Below are 19,610 nucleotides of genomic sequence, written 5' to 3' on the forward strand. Positions count from 1 at the left end.
CCAAGCAAAAGGCCCGAGGGCACCATCGTGCCGCCGGGCCTCGCATCCATCGGTCGTCAGGCGTTCAGGCCGCCTTGTCGCCGCCCAGCAGTTCGGCCAGCTCGCCGCTCTCGTACATCTCCATCATGATGTCCGATCCGCCGACGAACTCGCCGCCGACATACAGCTGCGGAATGGTCGGCCAGTCCGAATAGCTCTTGATCCCCTGCCGGATCGCCTGGTCCTGCAACACGTCGACGCTCTCGAACTCGGCGCCCAGATGGTTGAGGATCGCGACCGCGCGGCTCGAGAAGCCGCACTGCGGGAACAGCGGGCTGCCCTTCATGAACAGCACGACGGGGTTGTTCTTCACCACCGCATCGATGCGGGCACTGGTATCGTCGGTCATCGTGTCAAATCCTTCAGGCCGCCGGAACGGCGGTGGTCAGTTGCAGCGCGTGGAGCACCCCGCCCATCCGTCCGCCGAGCGCGGCATAGACGGCACGCTGCTGCGCCACGCGGGGCTTGCCCCGGAAACTCTCGGAAGTGACGCGCGCAGCATAATGGTCGCCGTCGCCCGCCAGATCGGTGATCTCGACCGTCGCATCGGGGATCGCCGCGACGATCAGGCCCACGATCTCTTCGGCTGCCATCGGCACGTTACAGGCTCCCCAGCAGCTGGCGGCGCGCCTCGACCTCGGCATCGGCCATCGCCTGGCGGACTTCCGCCTCGTCGAACGTCACATTGGCGGCGGTCAGGTCGGACACCAGCTTGCGGATCACGTCCTCGTCGCCGACCTCCTCGAAATCGGCCTGCACGACGGCGGTGGCATAGGCCTCGGTCTCCGCCGGGGTCAGCGCCAGCTTGCGCGCCGCCCAATGGCCGAGCAGCCGGTTGCGCCGCGCGGTCACACGGAACGCCATTTCGCCGTCATGGGCGAATTTGGCCTCGAATGCGCGTTCGCGGTCGTCGAAGGTGGTCATGCTGGTCCCCTGTGGTCGTCGCCCTCCGAGATAGGGCGGACGATGCGCCCGCGCAACGGCCTCAGGCGGCGGCACCGACCCATGGCCGCGCCGCCGCGACGCGCGATTCATAGTCGGCGATCGCCCCGTCCTGCGCCAGCGTCATGCCGATCTCGTCCAGCCCCTCGATCAGGCACTTGCGCCGGAACGGGTCCAGCGCGAACGCGAAGCGGTCCTGATAGGGGGTGGTGACGGTCATCGTCTCCAGATCGATCGCGACCGGATGCTCGCGCGCCACCTCGACCAGCCGGTCGATCGCGTCCTGCGGCAGCACGACCGTCACGATCCCGTTCTTGATCGCGTTGCCGGAAAAGATGTCGGAGAAGCTCGGCGCGATCACCGCCTTCACCCCCATGTCGCCCAGCGCCCAGGCGGCATGTTCGCGGCTGGAGCCGCAGCCGAAATTCTCGCCCGCGATCAGGATCGGCGCGCCGGCATAGCGCGGATCGTCGAAGATATTGCCGTCTTCCGCCCGCACGCTCTCGAACGCGCCCTTGCCCAGCCCTTCGCGCGTCGTGGTCTTCAGCCAGTGCGCCGGGATGATGATGTCGGTATCGATGTTCTTGGCGCCCCACGGATAGGCGCGCCCCTCGACATGGACGACCGGTTCCATCAGCGCGCCGATCCCGGAAATGCGGGCAGCTTGGCCACGTCGTTCGCCTCGTGTTGCAGGATCACGGTCGCCCTGGTGTTGCCCGCCAGCTTCTTGAACCGGTCGAGCGAGGCAAGCGACTGGGCGCGATCGGTGTTGAACGGCGGCACGCCGTTCGTATCGTAATTCTCGCGGAAATGGGCGAGGTCGCCCGACAGCAGCACCGGCCCCTTGTCCTTGAGCAGCACCAGCAGCGCATGATGCCCCGGCGTATGCCCCGGCAGGTTCAGCATGGTGACGCTGCCGTCGCCGAACACGTCCTTGTCGCCGTCCACGGGCTCCACCTTCGCATTGCCGCCGAACCAGGGTTTCAGCGGTTCGGCGCTGGTGCCGGGTTTCCCCGCCTTCAGCGCGTCGGCATCGCCCTGACCGATCAGCAGCGTTGCCTGCGGAAAGCCCGCCGCCTGTCCGATATGGTCGAAATGATAGTGGCTGATGCCGACGCGACCGATCTGTTCGGGGCGGACGCCGATCTTCGCCAGCTGCGCCTTGATCGTGGTGGTCAGGATCGGCGACATCGCGTCGGTGCTGTTCGGGGCCTTGCCCAGCACCGCCTCGGGCAGGCCGGTGTCCCACAGCAGATAGTCGCCGCCGTGGCGGATCAGATAGCAGCTGGCGACCAGCCGCTTGCGCTGCCCGGTATAGGCCAGCGTGTCCGAAAAGGCGTTGAGGTCGTTGACCTGCACCCCGCCGCAGTCGAGCCGCCACAGCTCCACGTCGGCGGCGGGTGCGGCGGGCTTCGGCGCCTGCCCCATGGTCAGCAGCAGCGCGGCGGCGGCGGCGATGCGCGCGATCATGCGGGCGTGCCCGGCCGGCTCGTCACCGGCTTCGTCAGCCCACGCGGGGCGGAGGCATAGGCCGCCGCGACGCCGCTCAGCACGGCACCCGCGATCAGCATCATCAGTACCTTCTTCATGCCCCGTTACTCCGTCACCAGTTCACGCACATCGGCCAGCCGCCCCGTCACCGCCGCCGCCGCCGCCATGGCGGGGCTGAGCAGATGGGTGCGGGCGCCCGGTCCCTGCCGCCCTACGAAATTGCGGTTGCTGGTGGAAGCGCAGCGTTCGCCCGGCGGCACCTTGTCCGGGTTCATCGCGAGGCACATCGAACAGCCCGGCTCCCGCCACTCGAACCCCGCCTCGGTGAAGATGCGGTCCAGCCCCTCGGCCTCCGCCTGCCGCTTGACGAGGCCGGAGCCGGGGACCACCAGCGCCTGCTTCACCCCGTCGGCGACATGGCGCCCCTTCACCACCGACGCCGCGGCGCGCAGGTCCTCGATGCGGCTGTTGGTGCAGCTGCCGATGAAGATGTAGCTGACGGGCACGTCCTGCATCCGCGTGCCCGGGGTCAGCCCCATATACTCCAGCGACTTCTGCGCCGCGACGCGCTTGCTCGGATCGGCGAAGCTGTCGGGCGAGGGCACGACGCCGGTGATCGGCACCACGTCCTCCGGGCTGGTTCCCCAGGTGAGCGACGGGGCGATGTCGGTCGCGTGCAACTGCACCACCCGGTCGTAGCGCGCGCCCGCATCGGTCGGCAGCGTCCGCCAATATGCGACCGCCCGGTCCCAGTCCGCGCCCGTGGGCGCCATCGGACGCCCCTTCAGATAGGCGAAGGTCGTCTCGTCCGGCGCGATCAGGCCGGAGCGCGCGCCGCCCTCGATCGACATGTTGCTGACCGTCAACCGCCCCTCGATCGACAGGCCGCGGATCACCTCGCCGGTATATTCGACGACATAGCCGGTGCCGCCCGCCGCCCCCGTCCTGCCGATGATCGCCAGCACCACGTCCTTGGCCGATACGCCATAGCCCAGCGTCCCGTCGACGCGGATCTCCATCGTCTTCGACTGTTGCAGCAGCAGCGTCTGGGTGGCGAGCACATGCTCGACCTCGCTGGTGCCGATCCCGAACGCCAACGCGCCGAGCGCCCCGTGCGCGCTGGTATGGCTGTCGCCGCACACCAGGGTCGTGCCCGGCAGGGTGAAGCCCTGTTCCGGCCCGACGACATGGACGATCCCCTGCTCCGCCGCCGTCGCATCGATATAGCGGATGCCGAAATCGGGCGCGTTCTTCTCCAGCGCCGCCAGCTGCTGGGCGCTGGCCGGGTCGGCGATCGGCAGGCGGTTGCCCCGCGCATCCACCCGCCGCGTCGTCGGCAGGTTGTGGTCGGGCACCGCCAGCGTCAGGTCGGGACGGCGTACCCCCCGCCCGGCGGCGCGAAGGCCCGCGAACGCCTGCGGACTGGTCACTTCGTGGACGAGGTGCCGGTCGATATAGATCAGGCAGGTGCCGTCGTCGCGGCGCTCCACGACATGATCGGCCCAGATTTTCTCATACAGGGTTTGCGGACGGCTGCTCATGCGCGTGCCGTTATCCGAAAACTGCGCCGACCGAAAGGCGCAGCAATATTTCGTTACGAAAAGCCCGGCTTGGCGGACCCTTCGTCCGGCATGCCCGTTGGCCGCGCGCACCCTTCGTATACGGATATGCCATGGCCACGCTCGCGCTGCATCCTCCCCGGCCCCGCCCCGATCGTCGCAACGGGCGGGCGCTGGATGCGATGAATGCCTTTCTCGCCGATGTGCGCGACGGGCTCGGGCCGTATCTCGCCATCTATCTGGTGTCGGTGCGCGGCCCGTCGCACGGCTGGACCGAGGCGACGGCGGGGATGGTGATGACCATCGCCGGGATCGCCGGGCTGCTGGCGACGACGCCCGCGGGCGCGCTGGTCGACCGGGTGCGGGCGAAGCGCGCGATCCTCGTCGTTGCGGCGCTGGTCGTCACCCTCGCCTCGATCTCGCTGCCGATCGTGTCGGGGTTCACCATGGTCGCGATCACCCAGTCGCTGGCGGCGGTGGCGGGGGCGGTGTTCGCGCCGGGCATCGCCGCGATCACGCTCGGCATCGTCGGCCCGCGCGCCTTCACCCGGCGGGTCGGCCGGAACGAGGCGTTCAACCACGCGGGCAATGCCGTCGCGGCGGCGCTGGCGGGGGTGCTGGCGTGGAAATTCGGGCCGCAGGTCGTCTTCTACCTGATGGCGGGCCTTGCCGTGTGCAGCGTCGGCGCGATCCTGATGGTGGACGGCGATGCGATCGATCACGACGTCGCGCGCGGCTGCGAGGGGCGGGAGGACGACCCGGACGAATCCTGCGCCCCCGCGCCGTCGCTGTGGCGCACGCTGACCGGCACCCCCGCGCTCGCCATCGTCGCCGCCGTCGCCTTCCTGTTCCATCTCGCCAATGCGGCGATGCTGCCCTCGGTCGGGCAGTTGCTGGGGCGCGAGGTCGGCGCGGCGCAGGCCACCTCGCTGGTCGCGGCGTGCATCGTCGGCGCGCAGCTGGTGATGGTGCCGGTCGCGATCGTCGTCGGGCGCAACGCCGATCGCTGGGGGCATCGCCCGATCCTGCTGGTCGGCACCGCCGTGCTGGTGCTGCGGGGCGTTCTCTATACCTTCGCGGATGCCCCGGCGTGGCTGCTGTTCGTGCAGCTGCTCGACGGGATCGGCGCGGGCATCTTCGGTGCGCTGCTGCCGGTGGTGATCGCCGCGATCATGCGCGGCAGCGGGCGGTTCAACGCCGCGCAGGGAGCGGTGGCGACGGTGCAGGGGCTGGGCGGCGCACTCAGCACCACCCTCGCGGGCGTGATGATCGTGCGCGGCGGATATGACGCGGCGTTCCTGCTGCTGGCAGGGATTGCGGCGCTGGCGCTGGGCCTGCTGTGGTGGAAGATGCCGGAGACGGCGCGTTGATCGGGTTCACGCGAAGGCGCGAAGCCGCGGAGTAGAAAGAAGAAGATCGTTTTCGCGCAGAGACGCAGAGACGCAGAGAAGGGTTCTCCAGCCGCGCCAGCGGCACTCGATAACCGGGTCCAACGGATCAAAAGGCTTCGCCCGACAACCCGCAGCCGCCGCGCAGGCACCCCCTCCGCGCCTCCGCGTCTCCGCGCGAACCAACCTTCTTCCTTCTTCGCGTCCTCGCGCCTTCGCGTGAACCAAACTACTCGACGTAATCCGCCGTAGTCTTCGCGCGGACCTCTTCCCGCGTCACCCCCGGCGCGCATTCGATCAGCCGGAACGGGCTGTCGTGGTCGGGCCGCTGGAACACCGCGAGGTCGGTGACGATCATGTCCACCACGTTCCGCCCGGTCAGCGGCAGCGTGCACGCCGGGATGAACTTCGCATCGCCGTTCTTGGACACATGCTCCATCACCACGATGATCTTCTTGACCCCGGCGACGAGGTCCATCGCCCCGCCCATGCCCTTCACCATCTTGCCGGGGATCATCCAGTTGGCGATGTCGCCGTTCTCGGCCACTTCCATCGCGCCCAGCACGGTCAGGTCGATATGCCCGCCGCGGATCATCGCGAAGCTGTCGGCGGACGAGAAATAGGCCGACTGCGGCAGCTCGCTGATCGTCTGCTTGCCCGCATTGATGAGGTCGGGGTCCTCCTCCCCGGCATAGGGGAACGGGCCGATGCCCAGCATCCCGTTCTCCGATTGCAGCGTCACCGTCACCCCCTCGGGGATATGGTTGGCCACCAGCGTCGGGATGCCGATGCCGAGGTTGACGTAGAAACCGTCCTTCAGCTCGCGCGCGGCGCGGGCCGCCATTTCGTCACGGGTCCAGGCCATGCGCCTACTCCTTGGGAACGCCGGGATCGCTCCAGCGCAGATCATTGGGAAACACGTCGTCGAAATCGCCCGCCAGCGCGGTGCCGTAGACCGGGTTGGGCAGCACGAACCAGCCGTTGCCCCATAGCGACGCGATCGCCGGGGCGTTGGCGGCGGCACGGCGCTCGGCAGGCTTCAGCCCGGCATTGAACAGGTCGCTGAAGTCGCCCAGCTGGTCGCCGACGAGTGCCAGCACGCAGTATCGCTTCGCGATCAGCGCGCGCCGCGCGTCCTTCGCCGATCCGCCGGGCGCATCGCCCTTCAGGAACAGCGTGCTCCCATGCTTCGCCGGACCCAGCCCGGCGCGGTTCAGCACCGCTTCGGTGTATTGGGCCGTCGCGGCATTGCGGTTGGAATTGAACACGACGGTGACGCCCGCCGCGCGCAGCGCCGCCAGCCCCTCGACCGCGCCGGGCACCGCCTGCGTCGCGCGCCCGTCGGATCGCTCCCACCGTTCCCAGCGCGCCGCGTCATAGGCGAGGCCCCCGCGCGCGTCGGAATATTCGTATCCGGTGTTGAGCAGCACCGTCTCGTCCACGTCGAACACGACCGCGCTCGGGCCGGTGCACGGCAGCGGCGTCGGCTGCGCCAGCGTCGCCGTGGGTGCCAGCACCGCCTGCATCGGCATCCGGCGCAGCGTCGTGCGGTCGCGCTGATACTGCTGGGCATAGCGCACGAGGCCCGCATAGGCCTGCCGACTGGCGGCAGCGGCCTCGCCCGACCCATAGAGATACTGCATCCCCGCGGGCACCCCCGCGACCGTCGCGGGCGCGACCGGGGCCGCCGACTGGTTGCCGACCGCGACGACGCAGCCCGACAGCGCAAGGGCGGCGGTGCCGAGGGTCAGCACGCGCATCGCCGCAGGCAAGCCTGTACCCCGGCGAAGGCCGGGGCCCAGTCGGGCAACCGTTGCGATGATACCCCGGCGTCCCCCGGCTGGACCCCGGCCTCCGCCGGGGTACGCGGTGGGCAGGGCGAACGCGCCTCCCGCCTCAGCCGTATCCCCGCGCAGGCGGGGATCCAGAGCCACGGACACTGGCGCTAGACAACCCTGGTTCCCCGCCTGCGCAGGGATACCGGAAGCGCGCGAACCCATCACGCCCGTTCCCGCACGGTGCGGAACTCGATCTGCTTGTCGTACGGCGCGCCCACGATCATCCGCTTCACATAGATGCCCGGCAAATGGATGGCATCGGGGTCCAGCGACCCGACCGGCACCACCTCCTCGACCTCCGCGACGCAGATGTTGGCGGCGGTCGCCATCGGCTGGTTGAAGTTGCGCGCGGTCTTGCGGAAGATCAGGTTGCCGCTCTCGTCGGCCTTCCACCCCTTGATGATGCTCAGGTCGGCGCGGATGCCGCGTTCGAGGATATAGTCCTCGCCGTCGAACTGCTTCACTTCCTTGCCCTCGGCCACCAGCGTGCCGACGCCGGTCTTGGTATAGAAGCCGGGGATGCCCGCTCCCCCTGCGCGGCACCGCTCGGCCAGAGTCCCCTGCGGGCAGAACTCGACCTCCAGCTCGCCCGACAGATATTGCCGCTCGAACTCCTTGTTCTCGCCGACATAGCTCGAGATCATCTTCCTGACCTGGCGCGTGCGCAGCAGCTTGCCTAAGCCCTGCCCGTCGATGCCCGCATTGTTGCTGGCGATGGTCAGGCCGGTTACGCCCGAAGCCTGGATCGCGTCGATCAGCCGCTCGGGGATGCCGCACAGGCCGAACCCGCCCGCGCAGATCGTCATCCCGTCGTGGAGCAATCCTTCCAGTGCCGCCGCGGCATCGGGATACAGCTTCTTCACGCGCGCTCTCCTCGTCTGTCCGGCCCGATTACGCATGGCGGGCGGTTGCCGTCAAGAAGTTGAACCGGCTTTCAACTTGGCCACGCCGCTGGCGCTCGCCCGGTCGGCGCGGTAGCGTGGCGGGATGACAATCGCACGACCCGGCGGCCGCATCCTCGTCGACGCCCTTCGCATCCATGGCTGCGACCGCATCTTCCACGTTCCGGGCGAGAGTTTCCTCGCGGTGCTCGACGCGCTGCACGACACGCCCGACATCGATCTGGTGACATGTCGGCAGGAGGGCGGGGTCGGCTTCATGGCCTGCGCCGATGCGGTGCTGACCGGACGTCCCGGCGTCGCCTTCGTCACGCGCGGGCCGGGTGCGACCAATGCCTCGATCGGCGTGCATGTCGCGATGCAGGACTCGATTCCGCTGCTGCTGTTCATCGGCGACGTCGATCGCGGCATGCGCGACCGCGAGGGGTTTCAGGAGGTCGATTTCGGCGCGATGTTCGCGCCGCTCGCCAAGCTGGTGCTGCGCATCGACGATCCGGCGCGCATCCCCGAATATGTCGCGCGTGCGTGGCGCACCGCCACCTCCGGTCGGCCCGGCCCGGTCGTCATCGCGCTGCCGGAGGACATGCTGGTCGAGGAAGCGGCAACGACCGACCGGCCAGCGCTGGCGGTGCAACCTTCCACCCTCGACCCTGCCGACTTCGGGACGCTGTTCGCCCAGTTGCAAACCGCCCATTCCCCTGTGGCGATCGTCGGCGGGGCGGGCTGGGATGCCGCTACCGGCGCAAACTTCGCAACCTTTGCGGAACGCTGGGGCATCCCCGTCGCCGGAGCCTTCCGCCGCCAGGACGCGATCGCCAACGACCGCCCGGCATGGGCGGGCAACCTCGGCTACGGCCCCTCCCCCCGGCTGGTCGCCCGGATCAGGGCGGCGGACCTGCTGCTGGTCGTCGGCCCCCGCATCGGCGAGGCGACGACCGACGGCTATACCCTCGTCACCCCCGACCATCCGGGGCAGGTGCTGATCCACGTCCACCCCGACCCCGGCGAACTCGACCGGGTGTACCGCGCCGACATGGCGGTGGCGGCGACCCCCGCCGCCTTCGCCGACATGCTCGCCCGCGCCGAACCGCCCGCGCAGCCGCATCCCGCCGGCAAGGAAGCACATGCCGAGTGGCTGGCATGGTCCACCCCCGCCCCCCGCGACGTGACGCTCGACCTCGGCGCCTGCGTCGCTGCGATGCGCGACCGGCTGTCGGGGCAGGACACGATCATCTGCAACGGCGCGGGCAATTTCTCGGGCTGGTGGCACCGCTACTGGCATTATGGCTGGTCGGGCACGCAGCTCGCCCCGACCTGCGGCGCGATGGGATACGGCGTCCCCGCCGCCGTCGCCGCCGCGCTGCGTGAACCGGGCAAGACGGCGGTCGCGGTCGCGGGGGACGGCGATTTCCTGATGAACGGACAGGAACTTGCGACCGCGGTCCAGCATGGCGCGGACCTGCTCGTCATCCTCGTCGACAACGGCGGCTACGGCACGATCCGCATGCACCAGGAACGCGAATATCCCGCGCGCCTCAGCGGCACGACGCTGAACAACCCCGATTTTGCAGCGCTCGCCCGCGCCTATGGCGGCTGGGCGGAAACGGTGGAGACGACCCATGCCTTCGCCCCCGCGCTCGACCGCGCGCTGGGCCGCAAGGGCGTGCGGCTGCTGCACCTGAAGACCGATATCGAGGTCATCACCCATGGCACCACGATCGCGGCGATCCGTTCCCGCTGAGCGATGATGGAGGCCGCCATGACCAGACCTGCGATCCTGATGCCCGCGCCGATGCCCGATCCGGTCGTCGCCGCGCTCGACGCCCGGTTCGACCTCCACCGAATGTGGGAACAGGATGATGCGGACGCCTATCTTGCGAAGATCGGGCCGGAAATCCGCGGGCTGGCGGCGAACACGCTGGCCGGGCGGATCGACGCGGCACTGTTCGACTGGCTGCCCGCGCTGGAGATCGTCGCCAATTTCGGCGTCGGCTACGACAATATCGACGTGCCGGCAGCGACGGCGCGCGGCGTGGTGGTGACGAACACGCCGGGCGTGCTGGATGACGAGGTCGCCGATCTCGCCGTCGCGCTGCTGCTCGCCACCATCCGTCGCCTGCCGCAGGCCGATGCGTTCGTGCGCGCGCGGCACTGGCCGGACGGCCCCTTTCCCCTGTCGCCCACGTTGCGCGGACGGCGGATCGGCATCCTCGGCCTCGGCGCGATCGGCAAGGCGATCGCGCGGCGGCTGGAGGGGTTCGGTGTCGAGATCGCCTATCACGGGCGACACCGGCAGGCGGGGGTCGCCTATGCCTATCATCCCGATCCGGTCGCCCTCGCGCATGCCTGCGACGTGCTGATCGCGGTCGTGCCGGGTGGTGCGGGCACGAAGCATCTGGTGGATGCCGGGGTGCTGGCGGCGCTGGGCAGCGACGGCATCTTCGTCAACGTCGCGCGCGGCAGCGTGGTGGATCAGGACGCGCTGGTCCGCGCGGTCACGCAGCGCACGATCCTCGCCGCCGGGCTGGACGTCTATGCCGACGAGCCGCAGGTGCCCGACGCGCTGATCGCCGCCGACAATTGCGTGCTGCTGCCGCACATCGGATCGGCGTCGCAGGCGACACGCGCGGCGATGGGGCAGCTGGTGGTCGACAATCTGGTCGCGTGGTTCGAGCAGGGCAAGGCGCTGACGCCGGTAGCCTGACCGCCCGGTCCGTGCCATGGACCCTCCTCATGACCATGCTCCGCGCCACCGCCGACGCCCGCCCGCTGGGGCGCAGCGACATCCTCGTCTCGCCCCTCGCCTGGGGCATGTGGCGCTTCGCCGCGCGCCCGGTGGCGGAGGCGCAGGCGCTGGTGGAGGCGGCGCTGGGTGCCGGGATCACCCTGTTCGACACCGCCGACATCTATGGCGCCGACACACCCGATGGGTTCGGATCGGCCGAGGCGCTGCTGGGGCAGGTGCTGGCCGACGCGCCGCAGCTGCGTGGACGGATGGTGCTGGCGACCAAGGGCGGCATCCGACCGGGCGTGCCGTATGACAGCGGTGCCGACGCGCTGGCGCAGGCGCTGGATGCGTCGCTCGCCCGGCTGGGGGTGGAACGGATCGACCTGTACCAGATCCACCGCCGCGACCTGCTGACCCATCCGCAGGAGGTGGCGCGGGCGCTGACCGTGATGGTCGACAGCGGCAAGGTGCGCGGAATCGGCGTGTCGAACCACAGCCCGGCGGAGGTCGAGGCGCTCGCGACCTTCCTCGACCTGCCGTTGCTCAGCACCCAGCCGGAGTTCTCGCCGCTGCACGCCGCGCCGCTGTTCGACGGGACGCTCGATCAGGCGATGGCGCGCGACATGGCGGTGCTGGCATGGTCGCCGCTGGGCGGCGGGCGGCTGGCCGATCCCGCCCATCCCGCCGCCGCGCTGCTCGCCGGACAGGGCGCGCGCTTCGGCGTGGATGCGACGGCGGCGGCGCTGTCCTGGGCGATGGTCCATCCGGCGCGGGTGATCCCGATCGTTGGATCGCAGAACCCCGGGCGCATCGCCGCGGCTACCGACGCCTATCGCGTCGAATGGACCCGCGCGGAATGGTATGCGGTGTTGCAGGCCGGCATGGGCACCCGCCTGCCGTAGAGTCTGATCCAGCAACGCGGGATCAGTGCGGTACCGGCCCGCTCCCCCACCCGGCCACCCACGCCAGTATCCTGATGGGTGGCCGGGTGCGGGTAGCCCAGCAAAGTATTACTTTGCTGGGACCCGTGGGGGAGCGGGCCGGTACCGTTTCCACGCAAGTGGATCAGGCTATAGCGCCGCCTACTCCCCGATCGCGCCGAGCTGGTCGAGCAGGAACGCCTGCCACTCCGCCCCTTCGCGGTACCGCTCGAACCGGCCGGACTTGCCGCCATGGCCCGCTTCCATGTTGGTGCGGAACACCAGCGGCGCACTGCCGGTCTTGCGGTCGCGCAGGCGGGCGACCCATTTGGCGGGCTCGTAATATTGCACCTGGCTGTCCCACAGCCCGGTGCCGACATACATCGCCGGATAGGCGATCGCGCCGACATTGTCGTAGGGCGAATAGCTCAACATGTAATCATAATAGCGCTTCTGCGCCGGATTGCCCCATTCGTCATATTCAAAGGTGGTCAGCGGAATCGATGCATCGAGCATCGTCGTCACCACGTCGACGAACGGCACCTGCGCCACGATCGCCTTGTAATCGGCGGGGGCCATGTTGACGACCGCGCCCATCAACAGCCCGCCCGCGCTGCCGCCCATCGCCGCTACCCGGTCCTTCGCGGCATATTTCTGCGCGACGAGATAGCGGGTCACGTCGATGAAGTCGGTGAAGCTGTTCTTCTTGTTGAGGAGATGGCCGTCGTCATACCAGCCGCGCCCCATTTCCTGCCCGCCGCGGATATGCGCGATGGCGAACACGACGCCGCGGTCGAGCATCGCGATCCGCGCCGGATCGACGGCGGGATCGGTCGAATAGCCGTAGCTGCCGTACCCGTACTGGAACAGCGGCGCGGTGCCGTCGCGTCTGAAACCCTTGCGATAGACGATCGACACCGGGATCGGCGTGCCGTCGCGCGCCGGAGCCCACAGCCGTTCGGTGACGTAATCGGCGGGATCATAGCCCGGCACCGGTGCCACCTTCAGCACCCGGCGCTGCCCGGTGGTCACGTCGATCTCATAGGTCGTCGTCGGCGTGCGCAGCGAGCCATAGGTGTAGCGCACCACCTGCGCATCCGCCTCGCGATTGGTGGCGAGGCCCATGCGGTACGCGGGCTCGTCGGCGGGCACGACGCTGGAACTGCCGTCGGCCTTCAGCAGGCGGACCATGCGGTTGCCGCCCATGCGCTGGTCGATCGCGACGAAGCGGTCGAACGGCTGGAAATTCTCGATGAAGACCTTGTCATCGGCGGGCGTCAGGTCGCGCCAGCCGCCGCTGCCCTTGCCCAGATCGGCGTCGGCCATGGTGACGAGCTTGTAGTTCTTCGCCCCACGGTTGGTGCGGATGACCCAGCGTCCCCCGGCGTGATCCGCGCCGTACCGGAATTCGCGCGCGCGCGGCGCGATCACCGCGAAGCGCGCGATATCGCCGACGGGGGCGCAGCGCTGTTCGTCGCTGACCGTGCTGCCGAGCGTGATGCAGACGAAGCGGCTGTCGGCGGTGCGGCCGATGCCCATCTGATAGGTATCGTCCTTTTCCTCATACACCAGCCGGTCGGCACCGGCGGGCGTGCCCAGCACATGCGCCATCACGCGGTAGCCGCGCAGCGTCACCGGATCCTTGGCGACATACAGCACGGTGCGGTTGTCCCCCGCCCAGACGATGTTCGGTTCGATGTTCGTGATGCCGGTATCGACGATGCGTCCGGTCGCGATATCCTTGACCTTCAGCGCATATTGCCGCCGCCCGACGACATCCTCGGCCCATGCGACCAGCCTGTTATCGGGGCTGACCGCCCAGTCGGACAGCGCGAAATAGCCATGCCCCCTGGCCATCGCGCTCTGGTCGAACAACAGTTCGGCGGGCGCTTCGGGGGTCCGCCGCCGCTCGATCAGCGGATAGTCGGCGCCGGTCACGAAGCGCGACTGATACCACCAGCCGTTCTCGCGGTAGGGCACGCTGCTGTCGTCCTGCTGGATGTGCGACACCGTCTCGGCATAGAGCCGGTCCTTCAGCGGCTTGAGCGCCGCCAGCCGCGCATCGGCATAGGCGTTCTCGGCATTCAGATAGGCGAGCATCTCCGGATTCTTGCGGGTGTCGTCGCGCAGCCAGTAATATTCGTCGGTGCGCGTGCCGTTGGGGGAGACGACGGCATGCGGGCGCTTGGCCGCGCGCGGCGGCTCCTGCGCGCCCGCCGCCACCCCGATCATCGCCGCACCCGTCAGCAAGTACCGAATCATCGTCACACCCCCTGATTGCAGGCGTCATGGCTATCAGCCCCGCCGCGCAAGTCCATTCCCGGTCCCTGGGATAATTCTGCGACACTTGGTGGTTAGACGGGGCTGCTGATCGAGGAGAATCGGCCGTGACCGCGTACCGCATCGCCACGCATCGTTTCGGACTGGGGCCGAGGCCGGGCGATCGCCCGGACGCCGACCCCCGCCGCTGGCTGACCGACCAGTTCGCCCGCTTCGCCCCCGCCGCGCCGCCGATCGCCGCCGCCCCCGGCAGCACGTCCGCGGCGGAGCGGCTGGCCGCCTTCTACGACGAACAGCGCGCGATCCGCGAGCAATACGGCCCACGCCGGGCGGCGATGCCGGTGCCGCCGCCGACGACGCCCGGCGCTCCCGCCATGCCCGACGCCGCCATGCCCGCCGATCCCCGCCAACTGGCGCGGCGGGCGGCGGGGCGCGATGCGCGCGCCATCTATGCCGCCAGCGTCGCCGCGCGCGCCAACGCCGCGCTGCTCAGCGACGCGCCGTTCGTCGAGCGGCTGGTGCATTTCTGGGCCAATCACTTCGCGGTATCCGCCGACAAGCTGGAACTGGTCGCGCTGTCGGGCAGCTTCGAGTTCGAGGCGATCCGCCCGCATGTGCTGGGCCGCTTCGCCGACATGCTGTCGGCGGTCGAGCGGCACCCGGCGATGCTGCTCTACCTCGATCAGGCGGTGTCGGTCGGCCCCGCCAGCACCGTCGGCCAGCGCGTCGCCGCGCGCGGGCGGCGCAAGGTGGGGCTCAACGAAAATCTGGCGCGCGAGATACTGGAGCTGCATACGCTGGGGGTGCGCACCGGCTATACCCAGGGGGACGTGACCGAACTGGCGCGCGCGCTGACCGGCTGGACGGTGCCGCTGGCGCGGGGGCCGGGAACGCAGGGGGTGCAGGGACCGCCGGGACGGTTCGTCTTCGCACCCGCGCTGCACGAACCGGGCGCGCGCACGATCCTCGGCAAGTCCTATGCGGAGGCGGGCGAGACGCAGGCGCAGGCGGTGCTGGCCGATCTCGCCCGCCATCCCGCGACCGCGCGCCACCTCGCGACCAAGCTCGCCCGCCACTTCGCGGGCGACACCCCGCCCCCGGCGATGATCGCCCGGCTGGAAAAGGCTTATCTCGATTCCGACGGCGACCTGCCGAGCGTGTACCGCGCGATCGTCGCCTCGAGCGAGGCATGGGTCGAGCAGCCGGTGAAGTTCCTGACGCCGTGGGAATGGACGATCGCCGCCTATCGCGCGCTGGGCGTCCGCCAAGTGCAGCCCGGCGCCATCGTCGGCCTGCTCAACCAGCTCGGGCAACCGACATGGAAGCCGGGCCAGCCGGTCGGCTATGACGATATCGCGGCGAGCTGGGCCGGGCCGGATGCGGTGATGCGCCGGGTCGAGGCGGCGGAGCGTTTCGCCACGCGCGCCGCCGGGGTCGATGCCCGTGCGCTCGGCAGCGAACTCTTCCCCGCCGCGCTGTCGCCTGCCACGACCCAGGCGATCGCCCGCGCCGAAAGCCCGGCACAGGCGACCGCACTGCTGCTGGTCGCCCCCGAAATGCTCCGGAGATGATCCGATGATCGACCGTCGTACCCTGCTGGTCCGCTCGGGCCTCACCTCGCTCGCGATGGGGCTTGCCCCACGCATGGCCTTTGCCCGTGCCGAAACCGACCGGCGCTTCGTCTTCATCATCCAGCGCGGCGCGGCGGACGGGCTGGGCACGATCGCGCCGATCGGCGACCCGGCATTCGCGGGACAGCGGGGTGCGCTGGCAGAGGATTTCGCCGCCGCGCCGAAGCTGGACGCGATGTTCGCGCTGCACCCGGCGCTGGTGCGCACCCATGCGCTGTACGGACAGGGACAGGCGCTGTTCGCGCATGCCGTCGCCTCCCCCTATCGCGACCGGTCGCATTTCGACGGGCAGAACGTGCTCGAGACCGGCGGGCGCGGCGCGTATCAGCTGAAGGACGGCTGGCTCAACCGGATGCTGGGGCTGATCCCGTCGGGACAGGCGCGGGCGATCGCGGTCGCGGCGACGGTGCCGATGGCGCTGCGTGGCGCCCATGAGGTGGCGAGCTATGCCCCCTCCGCGCTGCCCGAGGCGTCGGACGACCTGCTGGCGCGCGTGACGATGCTGTACGAGGGCGACAGCCAGCTCCACGGCCTGTGGAGCGAGGCGCTGGCGACGCGGCAGCTGACCGGCGACCTGTCGGGCAACGACGGACGCAATGCGGCGGCTACGGGCACGCTGGCGGCGCGGCTGCTCGGCCCCGCCGAAGGTGCGCGGATCGCGATGATCGAGACCGGCGGCTGGGACACGCACAGCCAGCAGCGCGGGCGGCTGGCGGCGAACCTGAAGGGGCTGGACGCGATGCTCGGCGCGCTGCGCGACGGGCTGGGGGCGGCATGGGCCGACACCACGGTGCTGGTCGCGACGGAGTTCGGGCGAACGGTAGCGGTCAACGGCACCGGCGGGACCGACCATGGCACCGGTGCGGCGGCGATGCTGCTGGGCGGCGCGGTCAAGGGCGGGCGGATGCTGACCGACTGGCCGGGGCTGGCGGCGGCGCAACTCTACGAGAACCGCGACCTGCGCCCGACGATGCAGCTCGACGCCCTGATTGCGGGCGCGGTAGCGGGAGCATATGGCCTCGACCCGGCGCAGGCGGCGCGGGTGCTGTTCCCGAAGTCCGCAGGCCTGCGCGGGGTGACGGGGCTGCACCGCGCCTGAGGCTGATCCACTTGCGTGGAGGCGGTACCGGCCCGCTCCCCCACCCGGCCACCCATCGAGCGTACTGTATGGGTGGCCGGGTGGGGGAGCGGGCCGGTACCGCGCTGATCCAGCATTGCTGGATCAGCCCCCGGACCTCAGGTGAGCGGCTGCAAACCCCAGTTGTCGTAGCGGAACGCCTTTCCGCCGACCGCGAAGCTGCGATCGTCGATCCGCTCTACCGCCGGGTTCGCGGACACCCCCCGCAGCATCCACTCCGGCACGCTGATCCGCGAGATCGCCTGACCGAACGGCCCGGTGAGCGGCTCCGCCAGATCGAGCAGCAGGTCACGCGCGCCCAGCCGGGTCGCCAGCACCTCGCCATCGGCCGGGAACACTAGGTCGGTGAACGGCTTCGTCAGGTCGAGCGCCACGGTCCCCGCCGTCTGACGCTCGGCGACGTTCTTCCCGCTGTGCTCGGCGCGGTGGTTGATCCACGGCGTGCCGCGCGCCGCGGCGATGGCCGACAGCACGTCCGGATGCAGCGCCCGTTCGACCAGCCGCCGGTTGTCGCGCGGGATGACGATATCCGCCCCGGCTTCGAGCAATGCGAGCGTCGCCTCGAGCTGGACGATATCGGGATAGACGCTGCCGAGCCCGTGCGGCGGCCGTCGGGTTACGAGCAGTTTGCCGAGATCGCGCTCCTCGGGCCGCAGCACCAGCACCCTCGCCTGCGCGAACGCGCCTCGATCGTCACGCGCGTGGCGATGCAGCCGCCCGATCCGCTGGAGCAGCACGTCCATCGGCGCAAGATCGGTGATGAGGAAATCGGCATCGATGTCGAGCGATTGTTCCAGCGTCTGCGTGCCGACCAGCACCCGTCCGCCGCCGCTCCGGCCCTTGCCGAACAGGCGTCCGACCGCCGTGTCGAGCAGTTCGCGATCGTCGCGCGCGAAGCGACCGTGGTGGAGCGTAGGCACGCCCTCCACCCGGAACGCGAGGTCGGGGGCCTGTTGCACCACCGCCTGCGCCACCGCGATCGCACCGCCGACGCTGTTGCGCACCACCAGCACCGCCGCGCCCGCGCGCGCCGCCGCGACCGCGCGAGCGGCGACCGCATCGGGCTCGCCCAGCAGCCCGGCGGTGTCGACCGTCACCCGCTTCTGCGCACGCTCCGCCCCGGCGGCGGGGCGCAGCGACACGCCACGGCCCGACAATGCGGGATAGGGCAGCGTCTCCGCTGCCGCGACCGGCGCCAGCGGCGTCTTGAGCAACCGTGCCCGCGCCTCGGCCCCCAGCGTCGCCGACAGCAGCAGCGCATGGCCGCCCGCCGCGACATGATGGTCGAGCAGCCGCTCGAGCAGCCCGGTCATATAGGCATCCGACGCATGCACCTCGTCCACCACCAGCAGGCTGCGCGAGAGCACGCCGGCGCGGAACAGCGCGTGCCTGACCGGCAGGACGCCGAGCAGCGCCTGGTCGATCGTGCCGACCGCGACGCGCGCGGCGAGGAAGCGGTTGGCCCGCTCCGCCGCCCAGCGACTGTCGCCGGCGTCGTCTCCCTTCTCGCTGTCCCAGCGGACCGCGTAATCGGGCAGCGCCTGCCCATTCGCATCGCCCGACCGGAGATAGCCGGGCACCGCCAGCACCGCCTCGGGCGCGTGGTCGCCCCACACCCTCCGCAGCATGGCATTCACGCGGGCGTGCAACTGCACCGCCGCCGAGCGCGTCGGCAACGCGAAATAGAGCGAGTCCACCGCCCCCCGCCGCCGCAGTTCCAGCCAGCGCCACAGTGCCGCCTCGGTCTTGCCCGATCCGGTTTCGGCCTCGATCAGCGCCACCTGCCCCAGATCGGCGGCAGCGGCGTCGGACTGGAAGGGGTAGGGCGGAAAGGCCAGCGCGGCGGCGAAGTCCGCGTCCGGCGTGGGTAGCGGCACGAAGCCGCGCGCGGCGGCAGCCTCCCGCGCCGCCGTCTCGCGCATTGCCACCCGGTCGTCGTCATACGGTCCCTCGACCGGAAAGCGCCGCGTGTCGGACCCGAGCCAGTCGGCCAGCGTCACCAGCCCGGCGAACAGCGCGGCAAAGCCCGGCGCATCGGGCAGCGGCGGCCCATCCTCGAACGCCAGCGGCCAGCGTGCGCGCACCGCGGCCAGCAACGGCAGCAGCGCGGCGGCAGGATCGCCGTCGTGCTTGGGCCACCAACAGTCGGTGTGTCCCGTCCACCTGGTCGAATCCTCCGGTGTCCGCAGCACGTCGATCGGCCTGCCGTGATGCGCCATCGCCGCCGCGAAGCACTGCCATGCGCCCCAGTCCTCGATCAGCCCGGCGAGCGCGCGGGCCGCTTCGCCGTTGCGGAGTTTCGACTGGAACAGCAGTGCGGACACCTGCGCGGTATGGCCGATCTTCTCCCGCTTGGGATCGATCCGCGCCTGAAACCCGCGATTGGCCTTGCCGAGGTCGTGCAACGCCATCAGCGCGGCCAGCCGGGCCATGTCCTGCGCGGTCAGCGTCCGCCCGGCGACCGCCTCCAGCGACGCTCGCCACGCCGCAAGCACCCGCTCCCCCGCTACGCCCACGTCGAGGCAATGATCGACCAGCGGTAGCGCGGCGACGACTCGCCCGTCCTCGTCGCGTACGAGCTTCGCCCAGGGCGTCTGCATGCTGACCGTCATCACGTCCTCTCCGGATTCGCAGGCACCTTGCCGACCTGTGCCGGGCAAGTCGTACCTTTCTGATCCATACCGGATCATGTTTCCGGCGTTCCACCTTGGGCAAGGCAAGTTTTCGACTCGACCATAACATGTTGTTAACAAAGCA

18 protein-coding genes are annotated in these 19,610 nt (G+C 70.1%); 6 read left to right on the forward strand and 12 right to left on the reverse strand.

Annotation, left to right across the window (positions count from 1 at the left end; genetic code table 11):
- Window positions 1-64 precede the first annotated feature (64 nt).
- The 7 genes from grxD to leuC form a co-directional block, all read right to left on the reverse strand.
- A complete protein-coding gene (grxD, locus tag ABLE43_RS03125; RefSeq protein WP_348977018.1) occupies window positions 65-388 on the reverse strand; it encodes a Grx4 family monothiol glutaredoxin in 324 nt (107 codons plus the stop codon).
- A gap of 13 nt (window positions 389-401) precedes the next feature.
- Entirely contained in the window at window positions 402-638 is a 237-nt protein-coding gene (locus ABLE43_RS03130; RefSeq protein ID WP_348977019.1) for a BolA/IbaG family iron-sulfur metabolism protein, read from the reverse strand.
- A 1-nt stretch (window position 639) separates the two neighbouring features.
- Window positions 640-963, reverse strand: coding sequence for a DUF1476 domain-containing protein (locus tag ABLE43_RS03135; RefSeq protein WP_348977020.1), 324 nt, complete (start codon window positions 961-963; stop codon window positions 640-642).
- 61 nt (window positions 964-1,024) lie between these two features.
- Window positions 1,025-1,615: a 3-isopropylmalate dehydratase small subunit gene (gene leuD / locus ABLE43_RS03140; RefSeq protein ID WP_348977021.1), complete on the reverse strand. Its 591-nt coding sequence runs from the start codon at window positions 1,613-1,615 to the stop codon at window positions 1,025-1,027.
- Complete coding sequence (locus tag ABLE43_RS03145) at window positions 1,615-2,451, reverse strand: N-acyl homoserine lactonase family protein (protein WP_348977022.1); 837 nt, start codon at window positions 2,449-2,451, stop codon at window positions 1,615-1,617. The genes leuD and ABLE43_RS03145 overlap by 1 nt, the downstream gene beginning before the upstream one ends.
- The gene (locus tag ABLE43_RS03150) at window positions 2,448-2,570 is read right to left on the reverse strand and encodes a hypothetical protein (protein ID WP_348977023.1); all 123 of its coding nucleotides are present in this window, start codon (window positions 2,568-2,570) and stop codon (window positions 2,448-2,450) included. The genes ABLE43_RS03145 and ABLE43_RS03150 overlap by 4 nt, the downstream gene beginning before the upstream one ends.
- Before the next feature lie 6 nt (window positions 2,571-2,576).
- Window positions 2,577-4,013 (reverse strand): 3-isopropylmalate dehydratase large subunit, encoded by a 1,437-nt coding sequence (gene leuC / locus ABLE43_RS03155; RefSeq protein WP_348977024.1) that lies wholly within the window; start codon window positions 4,011-4,013, stop codon window positions 2,577-2,579.
- 131 nt (window positions 4,014-4,144) lie between these two features.
- Between leuC and ABLE43_RS03160 the strand changes: the two genes are divergently transcribed.
- A complete protein-coding gene (locus tag ABLE43_RS03160) occupies window positions 4,145-5,401 on the forward strand; it encodes an MFS transporter (RefSeq protein ID WP_348977025.1) in 1,257 nt (418 codons plus the stop codon).
- 247 nt (window positions 5,402-5,648) lie between these two features.
- Here ABLE43_RS03160 and ABLE43_RS03165 read toward each other — a convergent pair whose 3' ends face one another.
- From ABLE43_RS03165 to ABLE43_RS03175, 3 genes are all read right to left on the reverse strand, one after another.
- On the reverse strand, window positions 5,649-6,284 hold the full coding sequence (locus ABLE43_RS03165) for a CoA transferase subunit B (RefSeq protein WP_348977026.1): 636 nt from the start codon (window positions 6,282-6,284) through the stop codon (window positions 5,649-5,651).
- A gap of 4 nt (window positions 6,285-6,288) precedes the next feature.
- A complete protein-coding gene (locus ABLE43_RS03170) occupies window positions 6,289-7,179 on the reverse strand; it encodes a 5'-nucleotidase, lipoprotein e(P4) family (RefSeq protein WP_348977027.1) in 891 nt (296 codons plus the stop codon).
- A gap of 239 nt (window positions 7,180-7,418) precedes the next feature.
- A complete protein-coding gene (locus tag ABLE43_RS03175; protein WP_425475225.1) occupies window positions 7,419-8,156 on the reverse strand; it encodes a CoA transferase subunit A in 738 nt (245 codons plus the stop codon).
- 88 nt (window positions 8,157-8,244) lie between these two features.
- On the opposite strand from ABLE43_RS03175, the gene ABLE43_RS03180 reads away from it, so the two are divergent.
- Genes ABLE43_RS03180 through ABLE43_RS03190 form a run of 3 tightly spaced genes read left to right on the forward strand, consistent with a single transcriptional unit; the run spans window position 8,245 to window position 11,786 of the window.
- Window positions 8,245-9,897 carry a thiamine pyrophosphate-binding protein gene (locus ABLE43_RS03180; RefSeq protein WP_348977029.1) on the forward strand — a complete coding sequence of 551 codons (1,653 nt, stop codon included), beginning with the start codon at window positions 8,245-8,247 and terminating at the stop codon, window positions 9,895-9,897.
- An 18-nt stretch (window positions 9,898-9,915) separates the two neighbouring features.
- A complete protein-coding gene (locus tag ABLE43_RS03185; RefSeq protein ID WP_348977030.1) occupies window positions 9,916-10,860 on the forward strand; it encodes a 2-hydroxyacid dehydrogenase in 945 nt (314 codons plus the stop codon).
- Between the two features lie 29 nt (window positions 10,861-10,889).
- Window positions 10,890-11,786, forward strand: coding sequence for an aldo/keto reductase (locus ABLE43_RS03190; protein WP_348977031.1), 897 nt, complete (start codon window positions 10,890-10,892; stop codon window positions 11,784-11,786).
- 180 nt (window positions 11,787-11,966) lie between these two features.
- Here ABLE43_RS03190 and ABLE43_RS03195 read toward each other — a convergent pair whose 3' ends face one another.
- Window positions 11,967-14,066 (reverse strand): S9 family peptidase, encoded by a 2,100-nt coding sequence (locus ABLE43_RS03195; protein WP_348977032.1) that lies wholly within the window; start codon window positions 14,064-14,066, stop codon window positions 11,967-11,969.
- 125 nt (window positions 14,067-14,191) lie between these two features.
- Here ABLE43_RS03195 and ABLE43_RS03200 point away from each other — a divergent pair, with 125 nt between their 5' ends.
- The gene (locus ABLE43_RS03200; protein ID WP_348977033.1) at window positions 14,192-15,655 is read left to right on the forward strand and encodes a DUF1800 domain-containing protein; all 1,464 of its coding nucleotides are present in this window, start codon (window positions 14,192-14,194) and stop codon (window positions 15,653-15,655) included.
- A 4-nt stretch (window positions 15,656-15,659) separates the two neighbouring features.
- On the forward strand, window positions 15,660-16,814 hold the full coding sequence (locus ABLE43_RS03205) for a DUF1501 domain-containing protein (RefSeq protein WP_348977034.1): 1,155 nt from the start codon (window positions 15,660-15,662) through the stop codon (window positions 16,812-16,814).
- Window positions 16,815-16,951: 137 nt separating this feature from the next.
- Here ABLE43_RS03205 and cas3 read toward each other — a convergent pair whose 3' ends face one another.
- Window positions 16,952-19,465 (reverse strand): CRISPR-associated helicase Cas3', encoded by a 2,514-nt coding sequence (gene cas3 / locus ABLE43_RS03210; protein ID WP_348977035.1) that lies wholly within the window; start codon window positions 19,463-19,465, stop codon window positions 16,952-16,954.
- Window positions 19,466-19,610: the final 145 nt, after the last annotated feature.

It is taken from the genome of Sphingomonas silueang (genome assembly GCF_040049155.1).
Taxonomy (GTDB): domain Bacteria; phylum Pseudomonadota; class Alphaproteobacteria; order Sphingomonadales; family Sphingomonadaceae; genus Sphingomonas; species Sphingomonas silueang.

Coding starts and splice junctions, on each gene's coding strand:
- grxD (WP_348977018.1), bottom strand. CDS start 388: ATGACCGACGATACCAGTGCCCGCATCGATGCGGTGGTGAAGAACAAC.
- ABLE43_RS03135 (WP_348977020.1), bottom strand. CDS start 963: ATGACCACCTTCGACGACCGCGAACGCGCATTCGAGGCCAAATTCGCC.
- leuD (WP_348977021.1), bottom strand. CDS start 1,615: ATGGAACCGGTCGTCCATGTCGAGGGGCGCGCCTATCCGTGGGGCGCC.
- ABLE43_RS03145 (WP_348977022.1), bottom strand. CDS start 2,451: ATGATCGCGCGCATCGCCGCCGCCGCCGCGCTGCTGCTGACCATGGGG.
- ABLE43_RS03150 (WP_348977023.1), bottom strand. CDS start 2,570: ATGAAGAAGGTACTGATGATGCTGATCGCGGGTGCCGTGCTGAGCGGC.
- leuC (WP_348977024.1), bottom strand. CDS start 4,013: ATGAGCAGCCGTCCGCAAACCCTGTATGAGAAAATCTGGGCCGATCAT.
- ABLE43_RS03160 (WP_348977025.1), top strand. CDS start 4,145: ATGGCCACGCTCGCGCTGCATCCTCCCCGGCCCCGCCCCGATCGTCGC.
- ABLE43_RS03165 (WP_348977026.1), bottom strand. CDS start 6,284: ATGGCCTGGACCCGTGACGAAATGGCGGCCCGCGCCGCGCGCGAGCTG.
- ABLE43_RS03170 (WP_348977027.1), bottom strand. CDS start 7,179: ATGCGCGTGCTGACCCTCGGCACCGCCGCCCTTGCGCTGTCGGGCTGC.
- ABLE43_RS03175 (WP_425475225.1), bottom strand. CDS start 8,156: ATGCGTAATCGGGCCGGACAGACGAGGAGAGCGCGCGTGAAGAAGCTG.
- ABLE43_RS03180 (WP_348977029.1), top strand. CDS start 8,245: ATGACAATCGCACGACCCGGCGGCCGCATCCTCGTCGACGCCCTTCGC.
- ABLE43_RS03185 (WP_348977030.1), top strand. CDS start 9,916: ATGACCAGACCTGCGATCCTGATGCCCGCGCCGATGCCCGATCCGGTC.
- ABLE43_RS03190 (WP_348977031.1), top strand. CDS start 10,890: ATGACCATGCTCCGCGCCACCGCCGACGCCCGCCCGCTGGGGCGCAGC.
- ABLE43_RS03195 (WP_348977032.1), bottom strand. CDS start 14,066: ATGATTCGGTACTTGCTGACGGGTGCGGCGATGATCGGGGTGGCGGCG.
- ABLE43_RS03205 (WP_348977034.1), top strand. CDS start 15,660: ATGATCGACCGTCGTACCCTGCTGGTCCGCTCGGGCCTCACCTCGCTC.
- cas3 (WP_348977035.1), bottom strand. CDS start 19,465: ATGACGGTCAGCATGCAGACGCCCTGGGCGAAGCTCGTACGCGACGAG.